The 12,355-nt window shown below is 50.0% G+C and carries 14 protein-coding genes and 1 pseudogene; 11 read left to right on the top strand and 4 right to left on the bottom strand.

The window, feature by feature from the left end; all coding sequences use genetic code 11:
- The first annotated feature begins 21 nt into the window (after positions 1-21).
- From A7Z06_RS03630 to lipA, 10 genes are all read left to right on the top strand, one after another.
- A complete protein-coding gene (locus tag A7Z06_RS03630) occupies positions 22-633 on the top strand; it encodes an adenosylcobalamin/alpha-ribazole phosphatase (protein WP_010346554.1) in 612 nt (203 codons plus the stop codon).
- Positions 634-893: 260 nt separating this feature from the next.
- Positions 894-1,211: a ribosome silencing factor gene (gene rsfS / locus A7Z06_RS03620; protein WP_001161665.1), complete on the top strand. Its 318-nt coding sequence runs from the start codon at positions 894-896 to the stop codon at positions 1,209-1,211.
- 3 nt (positions 1,212-1,214) lie between these two features.
- The gene (gene rlmH / locus A7Z06_RS03615; RefSeq protein WP_000776104.1) at positions 1,215-1,682 is read left to right on the top strand and encodes a 23S rRNA (pseudouridine(1915)-N(3))-methyltransferase RlmH; all 468 of its coding nucleotides are present in this window, start codon (positions 1,215-1,217) and stop codon (positions 1,680-1,682) included.
- 30 nt (positions 1,683-1,712) lie between these two features.
- Entirely contained in the window at positions 1,713-3,614 is a 1,902-nt protein-coding gene (mrdA, locus tag A7Z06_RS03610) for a peptidoglycan DD-transpeptidase MrdA (RefSeq protein ID WP_000776207.1), read from the top strand.
- Between the two features lie 2 nt (positions 3,615-3,616).
- Positions 3,617-4,729: a peptidoglycan glycosyltransferase MrdB gene (mrdB, locus tag A7Z06_RS03605; RefSeq protein ID WP_000131717.1), complete on the top strand. Its 1,113-nt coding sequence runs from the start codon at positions 3,617-3,619 to the stop codon at positions 4,727-4,729.
- 10 nt (positions 4,730-4,739) lie between these two features.
- Positions 4,740-5,828 (top strand): endolytic peptidoglycan transglycosylase RlpA, encoded by a 1,089-nt coding sequence (gene rlpA, locus A7Z06_RS03600; RefSeq protein ID WP_001231443.1) that lies wholly within the window; start codon positions 4,740-4,742, stop codon positions 5,826-5,828.
- A 139-nt stretch (positions 5,829-5,967) separates the two neighbouring features.
- Positions 5,968-7,179 (top strand): D-alanyl-D-alanine carboxypeptidase DacA, encoded by a 1,212-nt coding sequence (gene dacA, locus A7Z06_RS03595; RefSeq protein WP_001092444.1) that lies wholly within the window; start codon positions 5,968-5,970, stop codon positions 7,177-7,179.
- Positions 7,180-7,287: 108 nt separating this feature from the next.
- Positions 7,288-7,551, top strand: a complete 264-nt coding sequence (ybeD, locus tag A7Z06_RS03590) for a DUF493 family protein YbeD (protein WP_000850550.1) — start codon at positions 7,288-7,290, stop codon at positions 7,549-7,551.
- 101 nt (positions 7,552-7,652) lie between these two features.
- Positions 7,653-8,294 (top strand): lipoyl(octanoyl) transferase LipB, encoded by a 642-nt coding sequence (lipB, locus tag A7Z06_RS03585; RefSeq protein WP_000284039.1) that lies wholly within the window; start codon positions 7,653-7,655, stop codon positions 8,292-8,294.
- A 410-nt stretch (positions 8,295-8,704) separates the two neighbouring features.
- Entirely contained in the window at positions 8,705-9,670 is a 966-nt protein-coding gene (gene lipA / locus A7Z06_RS03575; protein ID WP_000042625.1) for a lipoyl synthase, read from the top strand.
- A gap of 98 nt (positions 9,671-9,768) precedes the next feature.
- On the opposite strand, the gene tatE is transcribed toward lipA, so the two are convergent.
- Both tatE and A7Z06_RS03565 read right to left on the bottom strand, forming a co-directional pair.
- A complete protein-coding gene (gene tatE / locus A7Z06_RS03570) occupies positions 9,769-9,972 on the bottom strand; it encodes a twin-arginine translocase subunit TatE (RefSeq protein ID WP_000503931.1) in 204 nt (67 codons plus the stop codon).
- A 128-nt stretch (positions 9,973-10,100) separates the two neighbouring features.
- A complete protein-coding gene (locus A7Z06_RS03565) occupies positions 10,101-10,889 on the bottom strand; it encodes a deaminated glutathione amidase (RefSeq protein ID WP_010346575.1) in 789 nt (262 codons plus the stop codon).
- Positions 10,890-10,981: 92 nt separating this feature from the next.
- Here A7Z06_RS03565 and crcB point away from each other — a divergent pair, with 92 nt between their 5' ends.
- A complete protein-coding gene (gene crcB / locus A7Z06_RS03560; protein ID WP_000939738.1) occupies positions 10,982-11,365 on the top strand; it encodes a fluoride efflux transporter CrcB in 384 nt (127 codons plus the stop codon).
- A gap of 53 nt (positions 11,366-11,418) precedes the next feature.
- On the opposite strand, the gene cspE is transcribed toward crcB, so the two are convergent.
- Together cspE and pagP are read right to left on the bottom strand one after the other, a co-directional pair.
- Positions 11,419-11,628: a transcription antiterminator/RNA stability regulator CspE gene (cspE, locus tag A7Z06_RS03555; protein ID WP_000034825.1), complete on the bottom strand. Its 210-nt coding sequence runs from the start codon at positions 11,626-11,628 to the stop codon at positions 11,419-11,421.
- 174 nt (positions 11,629-11,802) lie between these two features.
- A pseudogene (gene pagP, locus A7Z06_RS22205) lies at positions 11,803-12,076 on the bottom strand (lipid IV(A) palmitoyltransferase PagP); the annotation flags it as partial.
- Positions 12,077-12,355: the final 279 nt, after the last annotated feature.

Here is a 12,355-nt window from a genome sequence, read left to right as displayed (position 1 = left end):
CCTGTCATCACGGAGGGAATGATGCGACTGTGGTTAATTCGTCACGGCGAAACGCAGGCAAATGTCGATGGATTGTACAGCGGTCATGCGCCGACGCCACTGACTGCACGCGGTATCGAGCAAGCTCAAAGCCTGAATACCCTGTTGCGTGATGTTCCCTTCGATATGGTTTTATGTAGTGAGCTGGAACGCGCGCAGCATACCGCGCGGCTGGTTCTCAGTGACCGCCAGCTCCCTGTACAAACCGTCCCTGAGCTTAATGAAATGTTTTTTGGTGACTGGGAGATGCGGCATCATCGCGATTTGATGCAAGAAGATGCCGAAAACTATAGCGCATGGTGCAATGACTGGCAGTATGCCGTCCCAACTAACGGCGAAGGTTTTCAGGCGTTTTCGCAACGGGTAGAAAGGTTTATTGCCGGATTTGTTGAATATCAGCACCACAAAAATATATTAGTCATCAGCCATCAGGGCGTGTTGAGTCTGTTAATTGCACGCTTACTTGGTATGCCAGCCGGGGCGATGTGGCATTTTCGTGTAGACCAGGGCTGCTGGAGCGCCATTGAAATCAATGACGCATTCGCAACTCTACGTGTCCTCAATAGCCGTGCTATATGGCACAGGGATGCATGACTTTTCTGTTTTTTTGCATGTAAGGTGCAGCGCCCATTGACAGCCCCGGACAGGCTGATATTCTCCGCAGCCGGACTTTTTCCGCTAAACACGACTTTGTAGAAATTGTTTTACAAAAATGGCGATGCAATCTGCGGCGCAGGGTGGGATGATAGCCCACTTTCGAAAGCCGATTCGGCGACAATTGTCCCGAAATCGCCTCTGGTTCAGGTATACTGGCAGACCGTTTTTTATCTTTTTAATTCACCCAGGGGGAAAACTTGCAGGGTAAAGCACTCCAGGATTTTGTTATCGACAAAATTGATGACCTCAAAGGTCAGGACATCATCGCCTTAGACGTTCAGGGCAAATCCAGCATCACCGACTGCATGATCATCTGTACGGGTACGTCCAGCCGTCATGTTATGTCCATTGCTGACCACGTTGTGCAGGAGTCTCGTGCTGCTGGTCTATTGCCGCTCGGCGTAGAAGGTGAAAACAGCGCCGACTGGATTGTCGTTGATTTGGGCGAAGTTATTGTCCATGTCATGCAGGAAGAGAGCCGTCGCCTGTATGAACTGGAAAAACTCTGGAGTTAATGTGTGAAGCTGCAACTTGTGGCCGTGGGAACGAAAATGCCGGACTGGGTACAAACCGGTTTTACCGAGTACCTGCGTCGTTTTCCGAAAGATATGCCTTTTGAGCTGATTGAAATTCCGGCCGGGAAACGCGGCAAGAACGCGGACATCAAGCGCATACTCGACAAAGAGGGTGAGCAGATGCTGGCAGCCGCAGGCAAAAACCGCATTGTCACCCTCGACATTCCAGGCAAGCCCTGGGACACACCGCAGTTAGCCGCTGAACTGGAACGATGGAAGCTTGATGGCCGCGACGTCAGCCTGCTTATTGGCGGGCCTGAAGGGTTATCACCTGCCTGTAAAGCAGCGGCAGAACAAAGCTGGTCGCTTTCCGCGCTGACCCTCCCCCATCCGCTGGTTCGCGTACTGGTCGCAGAGAGTCTGTACCGGGCGTGGAGCATTACCACCAACCATCCTTATCACCGTGAGTGATAAGAAAGCTTTGAGTAGAAAACGCAGCGGATGAAACTACAGAACTCTTTTCGCGACTATACGGCAGAGTCCGCACTGTTTGTGCGCCGGGCACTGGTCGCCTTTTTGGGAATTTTGCTGCTGACCGGCGTGCTTATCGCCAACCTGTATAATCTGCAAATTGTTCGTTTTACCGATTATCAGACCCGTTCTAATGAAAACCGCATCAAACTGGTGCCTATCGCCCCCAGTCGCGGCATTATCTACGATCGTAACGGCATCCCTCTGGCACTCAACCGCACTATCTATCAGGTAGAGATGATGCCGGAGAAAGTCGATAACGTGCAGCAAACGCTGGACGCTTTGCGCAGCGTGGTCGATCTGACCGATGATGATATCGCTGCATTCAGAAAAGAGCGCGCACGTTCACACCGTTTCACCTCGATTCCAGTGAAAACTAACCTGACTGAAGTACAGGTGGCGCGCTTTGCCGTCAATCAGTACCGTTTTCCGGGTGTCGAAGTTAAAGGCTATAAACGCCGTTACTATCCTTACGGTTCGGCGCTGACCCACGTCATCGGCTATGTGTCGAAAATCAACGATAAAGATGTCGAACGCCTGAATAATGACGGCAAACTAGCCAATTATGCGGCAACGCATGATATCGGTAAGCTAGGCATTGAGCGTTACTATGAAGATGTGTTGCACGGTCAGACCGGTTATGAAGAGGTTGAAGTTAACAACCGTGGTCGCGTCATCCGCCAGTTAAAAGAAGTACCGCCACAAGCCGGGCACGATATTTACCTGACGATAGATCTCAAACTCCAGCAGTATATTGAAACACTACTGGCAGGCAGCCGCGCGGCTGTGGTAGTCACCGATCCGCGCACAGGTGGTGTGCTGGCGCTGGTTTCCACGCCAAGCTATGACCCAAACTTGTTTGTTGACGGTATATCCAGCAAAGATTATTCCGCATTGCTGAACGACCCGAACACACCGCTGGTGAACCGAGCCACGCAGGGGGTTTATCCACCGGCGTCTACGGTTAAACCTTATGTAGCAGTTTCAGCATTAAGTGCTGGGGTGATCACGCGCAATACTACGCTGTTTGACCCAGGCTGGTGGCAGCTGCCTGGTTCGGAAAAACGTTACCGTGACTGGAAAAAATGGGGTCACGGACGCCTGAATGTCACAAGATCGCTGGAAGAATCTGCGGATACCTTCTTCTATCAGGTGGCCTACGATATGGGGATCGATCGTCTTTCCGAATGGATGGGGAAATTCGGTTATGGCCATTACACCGGTATCGACCTGGCAGAAGAACGTTCCGGCAACATGCCTACCCGCGAATGGAAACAGAAACGCTTTAAAAAACCGTGGTATCAGGGTGACACCATTCCGGTCGGTATCGGTCAGGGTTACTGGACAGCGACCCCAATCCAGATGAGTAAGGCACTGATGATCCTGATTAATGACGGTGTCGTGAAAGTTCCGCATTTGCTGATGAGCACCGCCGAAGACGGCAAACAGGTGCCATGGGTACAACCGCATGAACCGCCAGTTGGCGATATTCATTCCGGTTACTGGGAGCTGGCGAAAGACGGTATGTACGGGGTTGCTAACCGCCCTAACGGTACGGCGCATAAATACTTTGCCAGCGCACCGTACAAAATTGCGGCGAAATCTGGTACGGCTCAGGTATTCGGTCTGAAAGCGAACGAAACCTATAATGCGCACAAAATTGCTGAGCGTCTGCGTGACCACAAATTAATGACCGCCTTTGCGCCGTATAACAATCCGCAAGTGGCTGTCGCCATGATTCTGGAGAACGGCGGCGCGGGTCCGGCGGTCGGTACGCTGATGCGCCAGATCCTCGACCACATTATGCTGGGCGATAACAACACCGATCTGCCTGCGGAAAACCCAGCGGTTACCGCAGCGGAGGACCATTAATCATGACGGATAATCCGAATAAAAAAACATTCTGGGATAAAGTCCATCTTGATCCCACGATGCTGCTGATTTTACTGGCATTGCTGGTCTACAGTGCTCTGGTAATCTGGAGTGCCAGCGGCCAGGATATCGGCATGATGGAGCGTAAAATCGGTCAGATCGCAATGGGTCTGGTCATTATGGTGGTAATGGCGCAAATCCCTCCGCGCGTTTATGAGGGCTGGGCGCCCTATCTCTATATCATCTGTATTATTTTGCTGGTAGCAGTAGATGCCTTTGGCGCCATCTCCAAAGGTGCTCAACGCTGGCTGGATCTCGGTATCGTTCGTTTCCAGCCGTCGGAAATTGCCAAAATAGCTGTGCCGCTGATGGTGGCACGCTTTATCAACCGCGACGTTTGTCCTCCGTCGTTAAAAAATACCGCCATCGCCCTGGTGCTGATATTTATGCCCACGCTGCTGGTCGCAGCGCAGCCTGACCTGGGGACGTCAATTCTCGTTGCGCTTTCCGGTCTGTTCGTACTGTTCCTCTCTGGCCTTAGCTGGCGCCTGATCGGCGTTGCAGTGGTGCTGGTAGCAGCGTTCATTCCGATTCTGTGGTTCTTCCTGATGCATGATTACCAGCGCCAGCGCGTAATGATGCTCCTCGACCCAGAATCAGACCCTCTTGGCGCGGGCTATCACATTATTCAGTCTAAAATAGCTATTGGCTCCGGCGGATTACGCGGCAAAGGCTGGCTGCATGGTACTCAGTCACAGCTTGAATTTCTCCCCGAACGCCATACCGACTTTATCTTCGCGGTACTGGCGGAAGAGCTGGGATTAGTGGGCATTTTGATTCTGCTCGCTCTCTACATTCTGCTGATCATGCGCGGGCTGTGGATAGCCGCCAGAGCGCAAACCACCTTTGGTCGCGTCATGGCTGGCGGTTTAATGCTGATATTATTCGTTTATGTCTTCGTAAATATTGGTATGGTAAGCGGTATTCTGCCGGTTGTAGGGGTTCCGCTCCCACTGGTCAGTTATGGAGGATCGGCGCTAATTGTGCTGATGGCTGGGTTTGGGATTGTAATGTCAATCCACACCCACAGGAAAATGTTGTCGAAAAGCGTGTAAGAGGTGCGCAATGCGTAAGCAGTGGCTCGTGATCTGCATCGCGGCAGGAATGCTCGCGGCATGTACAAGCGATGATGGTCAGCAACAGACGGTAAGTGTACCGCAGCCTGCGGTATGTAACGGCCCAATAGTTGAGATTGGCGGGGCAGAACCGCGTTTCGAACCACTGAACGCGACAGCGAATCAGGATTACCAGCGCGATGGAAAAAGCTACAAAATCGTGCAGGATCCCTCACGCTTTAGTCAGGCTGGCCTGGCGGCTATTTATGATGCCGAACCGGGCAGCAATCTGACGGCCTCAGGTGAAGCGTTCGATCCGATGCAGCTAACAGCGGCACATCCGACTCTGCCGATCCCCAGCTACGCGCGAATCACGAACCTGGCTAATGGTCGGATGATTGTGGTGCGCATTAACGATCGTGGTCCCTACGGCAACGATCGCGTAATTTCACTTTCCCGCGCGGCAGCCGACCGTCTTAACACCTCGAACAACACCAAAGTTCGTATCGATCCGATTATCGTCGCCCAGGATGGTTCTCTTTCTGGTCCAGGCATGGCTTGTACCACTGTCGCCAAACAGACTTATGCCCTGCCAGCGCCCCCCGACTTAAGCGGCGGAGCGGGAACAAATTCAGTATCTGGCCCGCAGGGTGATATTCTTCCGGTCAGCAATTCGACGCTGAAAAGTGAAGATCCGACCGGCGCGCCTGTCACCAGCAGCGGTTTCCTCGGCGCACCAACCACCTTAGCGCCTGGTGTACTGGAAGGCAGTGAACCGACGCCGACACCACAGCCAGTGGTCACAGCACCGGCTTCAACGCCTGCAACAACACCTGCAATGGTGACACCGCAAGCTGCTTCGCAAAATGCCAGCGGTAACTTTATGGTGCAAGTCGGTGCTGTTAGCGATCAGGCTCGCGCTCAACAGTATCAACAGCAGTTAGGACAGAAGTTCGGCGTCCCCGGTCGAGTGACCCAAAACGGCGCAGTCTGGCGGATCCAGCTTGGCCCATTTGCCAGCAAAGCCGAAGCCAGTACCTTGCAGCAACGTTTACAAACCGAAGCCCAATTACAGTCATTTATTACCACCGCGCAATAGCGTAAAGCAGGCAACTGAAGTGTCAATTTCTGTAAATGACGTTAACAAAGTCACGCGGAAAGTCAGATGCCTGTCGGTAGTGCATTTGCTATAGTAGGGCACTTTTTTTAATTCCATCACGGATGTCGTAGTTCAGACCATGAATACCATTTCTTCCGCTCGTATCATGAAGCGCCTGGCGCTCACCACGGCTCTTTGCACAGCCTTTATCTCTGCTGCACATGCCGATGACCTGAATATCAAAACTATGATCCCGGGTGTACCGCAGATCGACGCGGAGTCCTACATCCTGATCGACTATAACTCCGGCAAAGTGCTCGCCGAACAGAACGCAGATGTCCGCCGCGATCCTGCCAGCCTGACCAAAATGATGACCAGCTACGTTATCGGCCAGGCAATGAAAGCCGGTAAATTTAAAGAAACTGATTTAGTGACCATCGGCAACGACGCCTGGGCTACCGGTAACCCGGTGTTTAAAGGTTCTTCGCTGATGTTCCTCAAACCGGGTATGCAGGTTCCAGTTTCGCAGCTTATCCGTGGTATTAACCTGCAATCCGGTAACGATGCTTGTGTTGCTATGGCAGACTTTGCCGCCGGTAGTCAGGATGCTTTTGTTGGCCTGATGAACAGCTACGTTAACGCGCTGGGTCTGAAAAATACCCATTTCCAGACCGTACACGGTCTCGACGCTGACGGTCAGTACAGCTCTGCACGAGATATGGCGCTGATCGGTCAGGCGCTGATTCGTGACGTACCAAATGAATACTCTATCTATAAAGAGAAAGAGTTCACCTTTAACGGTATTCGTCAGCTCAACCGTAACGGCCTGCTGTGGGATAACAGCCTGAATGTTGACGGTATCAAAACCGGTCATACTGACAAGGCAGGTTACAACCTTGTTGCTTCTGCGACAGAAGGTCAGATGCGTCTGATCTCCGCAGTCATGGGCGGACGCACTTTCAAAGGCCGTGAAGCCGAAAGTAAAAAACTGCTGACCTGGGGCTTCCGTTTCTTCGAAACCGTTAACCCGCTGAAAGTAGGCAAAGAGTTCGCCTCTGAACCGGTTTGGTTTGGTGATTCTGATCGCGCTTCGTTAGGTGTTGATAAAGACGTTTACCTGACCATCCCACGTGGCCGCATGAAAGACCTGAAAGCCAGCTACGTGCTGAACAGCAGTGAGCTTCATGCGCCGCTGCAAAAGAATCAGGTCGTTGGTACTATTAACTTCCAGCTTGACGGTAAAACCATTGAGCAACGTCCGCTGGTGGTGTTGCAGGAAATCCCGGAAGGCAACTTCTTCGGCAAAATCATTGATTACATTAAATTAATGTTCCATCACTGGTTTGGTTAAAAATTGAACACTTGAAAGTGTGATTTCCGCCCCCATATACTAAGCATCAGTAAAAACTCCCGCCTTCTGGCGGGAGTTGCTATTTAATTACGTTACGCCGGAGCTGACATGAAAACCAAACTTAACGAACTGCTTGAATTCCCTACTCCTTTTACTTACAAAGTTATGGGGCAGGCGTTACCTGAGCTGGTTGATCAGGTGGTTGAAGTGGTACAGCGCCATGCGCCAGGTGACTACACCCCAACGGTAAAACCAAGCAGCAAAGGCAACTACCACTCGGTATCTATCACTATCAACGCCACTCATATCGAGCAGGTTGAAACACTGTATGAAGAACTGGGCAAAATCGATATTGTCCGCATGGTTCTGTAACTCGCTTTACCATTACCCGGCCTCCTGGTCGGGTAACTCCCCTCCCTCCTCTGTGATATACTTTTTCTCCACTTTTACTCATTCTCCACGGAGATGCCGTTTTGTATCAGGATAAAATTCTTGTCCGCCAGCTCGGTCTTCAGCCTTACGAGCCAATCTCCCAGGCTATGCATGAATTCACCGATACCCGCGATGAAAGTACCCTTGATGAGATCTGGCTGGTCGAGCACTATCCGGTATTCACGCAGGGACAAGCAGGAAAAGCGGAGCATATTTTAATGCCGGGTGATATTCCGGTGATCCAGAGCGACCGTGGCGGTCAGGTGACTTATCACGGCCCAGGTCAGCAGGTAATGTACGTTTTGTTTAATCTTAAACGCCGCAAACTGGGTGTGCGTGAGTTGGTGACCTTACTCGAACAAACGGTTGTAAATACCCTGGCTGAACTGGATATTGATGCACATCCTCGTGCAGATGCTCCGGGTGTCTATGTCGGGGAAAAGAAAATTTGCTCGCTCGGCTTACGTATTCGTCGCGGTTGTTCATTCCACGGCCTGGCATTAAACGTCAATATGGATCTTTCGCCATTTTTACGCATTAACCCTTGTGGGTATGCGGGAATGGAAATGGCTAAAATATCGCAATGGAGACCTGATGCAACAACCGACAATGTTGCGCCACGCTTGCTGAGAAATATTTTAGCCCTGCTAAATAATCCTGCCGTAGAATATATATCTGCTTAACGACGCTCATAAATGACCCAACTTGTACTGGGTCATTACTCATGCCCACATTTATGTCCTCTTTAACCGTTGCAGGCCTCTGGAGAAATAGCTCTTTTCAGCATTAAATGAGGGGCAAATGGATTTTGCTGTCTATTACAACACATTCATCCAGCGTGCTCAGACTTCATGAGTGATTGATGTTACCGACAACGTCATTTGAAAAAATTATTGTTACAGCCAGATCACAGAGATAAACGACAAAATGGCACAAACCAACAACAATTTTACATTTTCGCGACCGCTTTGGCTGCTTTCTGGACCGTTTCAATGATATACTGCCAGTCGTTAATTCAAAAATAGTTGATAATTACAACAATCTATTGAGTTGAACGCTTTCCTTCGTAATTCGCAACTGGAACACGCACGCTATGAGTAAACCCATTGTGATGGAACGCGGTGTAAAATACCGCGATGCCGATAAGATGGCCCTTATCCCGGTTAAAAACGTGGCAACAGAGCGCGAAGCCCTGCTGCGCAAGCCGGAATGGATGAAAATCAAGCTTCCTGCAGACTCTACACGTATCCAGGGCATCAAAGCCGCAATGCGCAAAAATGGCCTGCATTCTGTCTGCGAGGAAGCCTCCTGCCCTAACCTGGCAGAATGCTTCAACCACGGTACAGCAACGTTTATGATCCTCGGCGCTATTTGTACCCGCCGTTGTCCGTTCTGTGACGTTGCCCACGGTCGCCCGGTAGCTCCGGATGCCAATGAGCCGGTGAAACTGGCGCAGACCATTGCCGATATGGCACTGCGTTATGTGGTTATCACCTCCGTTGACCGTGACGACCTGCGCGATGGCGGTGCCCAGCACTTTGCGGATTGCATTACTGCCATTCGGGAAAAAAGCCCGGAAATCAAAATTGAAACTCTGGTGCCGGATTTCCGTGGTCGTATGGATCGCGCGCTGGATATTCTGACCGCCACGCCGCCAGACGTGTTCAACCACAACCTGGAAAACGTGCCGCGTATTTACCGTCAGGTACGCCCAGGCGCGGATTACAACTGGTCGCTGAAACTTTTAGAACGCTTTAAAGAAGCGCATCCGGAAATCCCGACCAAATCGGGTTTAATGGTGGGTCTGGGCGAAACCAATGAAGAAATTATTGAAGTGATGCGAGATCTGCGTCGTCATGGTGTGACCATGTTAACGCTGGGGCAATATTTGCAGCCAAGCCGCCATCACCTGCCAGTTCAACGTTACGTTAGCCCGGATGAGTTCGACGAAATGAAAGCCGAGGCACTGGCGATGGGCTTTACCCATGCTGCATGTGGTCCGTTTGTCCGTTCTTCCTACCACGCTGATTTGCAGGCGAAAGGGATGGAAGTTAAGTAATCCAGTAATAATTACTTACATCTGTCTGATAAAAACCCGCTATCTGAAGCGGGTTTTTTTATCGAACAAGATATAGAGGGAGCGTCCTGCTCGCCACGTCACTCTTTATGAGAGAGCTTTTCAGCCTGAAGATCAACGTCTGCGCCTTTCTTCGCCGCAGCATCGTCATCATTCATCGCTTTCTTGAATCCTTTGATAGCCGCTCCAAGGTCTCCGCCCAGCGTACGTAACTTCTTAGTCCCAAACAGCAGAACGACCAGTGCCGCAACGACCAGCAGTTTGGTAATACTAATCTCACCCATAGATACCTTCTTGACATAAAACCGGCAACAGAACGCGCCTTAAAAACCAGAGAATATTAACGGTCATTCGACGCGCGCACACAATAGCAATCTGTAACAAGGTGAATCAAGCGCCGAATAAAAAAACATCATAATAATTGCGGTGGCGCAAACCGTCGGTTGTTTAAGACGGGGAGTTGTGCACGTACCTGACGCACGCGTTCAGGTGTCACTTCCGCCATGATTAAGGCCGGCATTTCTGCCGCCGCCGCAATGGTGACGCCAAAGGGATCGATAATCCGGCTTTGCCCGATATTTTTGTTCCCGCACTCCCCTGCCGCCACCATATAACAGGTGGTATCCAGAGCACGAGCAGCAAGCAACGTTGACCAGTGGTGCTCTTTGAGCGGTCCGCGAACCCAGGCTGCCGGAAGGACCAGGATTTCTGCTCCCTGTATAGCCTGTGCCAGCGCCAGCTCCGGAAAGCGTAAGTCATAGCAGGTCATAAGACCGACCTTCATGCCTTCGACCTCCAGTAACTGGGCTATTTCATTACCTGCATCAACATGACGCGACTCCTGAATGGAAAACGCATCATAAAGATGCAATTTGGCATAACGAGCGACAATTTTTCCTGCCTGAAGAGCCACCAGCATATTCCATGCTCGCCCCGGCGTAGAGGGAACATGAATCGTCAGAATCGTCGTCATCATGTTACGTTTACTTTCCCGCAATAAACGCCCGATAAATTGGCCTTCCAGCAGCTGCGCTGATTTAACAGATAGATCCGGATCATGATCGTCCCGCGCCAGCAAGGCTTCCGGCAGGACAAACAACGAGACGTCGTTTTCCGCCGCCTGCGCCATCAACGAGGCGCAAATTTCAGCGTTCTTTTCCCACACGGATGTAACAGCAAATTGTCCTGCGGCAACCAGCATTACCACCTCCTGCCAAAGTCGTAAAATTCGCCAACGATGATTATTCGGCGTTACACTTATCACTCATACAAATCAAATAGCAGGATTTTGCAGTGTTACAACTCCTTTTAGCAGTTTTTATTGGCGGTGGTACGGGAAGCGTGGCGAGATGGCTGTTAAGTATGCGATTTAACCCGCTGCATCAGGCGATTCCTTTGGGTACATTGGCAGCAAACCTGATCGGCGCATTCATCATAGGTATGGGATTTGCCTGGTTCAGTCGGATGACAAACATTGATCCAGTGTGGAAAGTATTAATCACCACCGGATTTTGTGGCGGGTTGACAACCTTCTCAACATTTTCAGCAGAAGTGGTGTTTTTGTTGCAGGAAGGGCGTTTTGGTTGGGCATTACTGAACGTCTTCGTAAACCTGTTAGGTTCTTTTGCCATGACTGCACTGGCTTTCTGGTTGTTTTCAGCATCAACCGCACACTAAAGACCAAAAAAAACCCGCTGATTAAGCGGGTTTTGAATTCTTGCTGACGTATCTTACAGAGCGATTACGTTTGCAGCAGAAGGGCCTTTGGCACCGTTAGTGATTTCGAACTCTACGCGCTGACCTTCAGCAAGAGTTTTAAAACCATTAGTCTGGATTGCAGAGAAGTGTACGAACACATCTTTGCTGCCGTCTTCCGGAGTAATGAAACCGAATCCTTTGGACTCATTAAACCACTTAACGTTACCTTTAATCTTAGACATCAAAATTACCTTTACATGAAAAATAGACACAAATGCTGTGTCGGTTACCAGTACACCAATTGTGGTACGCTTTGTCCAGTGCAACTTTGCTAAAAAGTGATAAAAGTCGCGTTATTTTTGGTGATACTTGCCTTACGCTATGATTTTTAAAGGTTTTGTAAAAACATAACTTGTCTAAAACTGAAACCGCATCCAGGCAAAGTAAACATTGCCATTGTTGTAGGTGCCAGGAATATAGGTCATCTGAAAAGTAGCCAGCTCATAGCCCACACAAACCAATGGCAGTACACCGGGACAGGTATGTCGTTCCCGTTATCACGCGTCGTTACGTACAAACCGTACCCGTTACTTTTCTCATCCCAACGCAACTGACCCAAACCGCTGCCCCACGATTTTTCGTTATAGCGATCGTTTTTTCTTTGTTATAAGCGAAAAGTGAATGCCAGGTTTTACCGAGATTCTATCTAAATGTAGTAATCCATAGATCCGTACCAGCAGAAACTTAGTCAACACGGATTCGCTCAATAAAAACAAGGGGAATTACGGCAATACATTTACTTGCGCCCATTAGTGGCCATAAAATATTTATCAGAAATCCACTGTCAGCATAGCTAAACTAAAATAAACAAACCTTAATTACTTCAACCTAAAGAACAAACTTAATATTTAATAGCGTTATACAAGAAAATATCATCAAATTATTCCGGAGACTTAAGTTGTATTTTTC

It is taken from the genome of Escherichia sp. MOD1-EC6819 (assembly GCF_002965765.1).
Taxonomy (GTDB): Bacteria; Pseudomonadota; Gammaproteobacteria; order Enterobacterales; family Enterobacteriaceae; genus Escherichia; species Escherichia ruysiae.
Note: the sequence above shows the minus strand (reverse complement) of the source record. Positions and strands in the feature narration are given on the sequence as shown.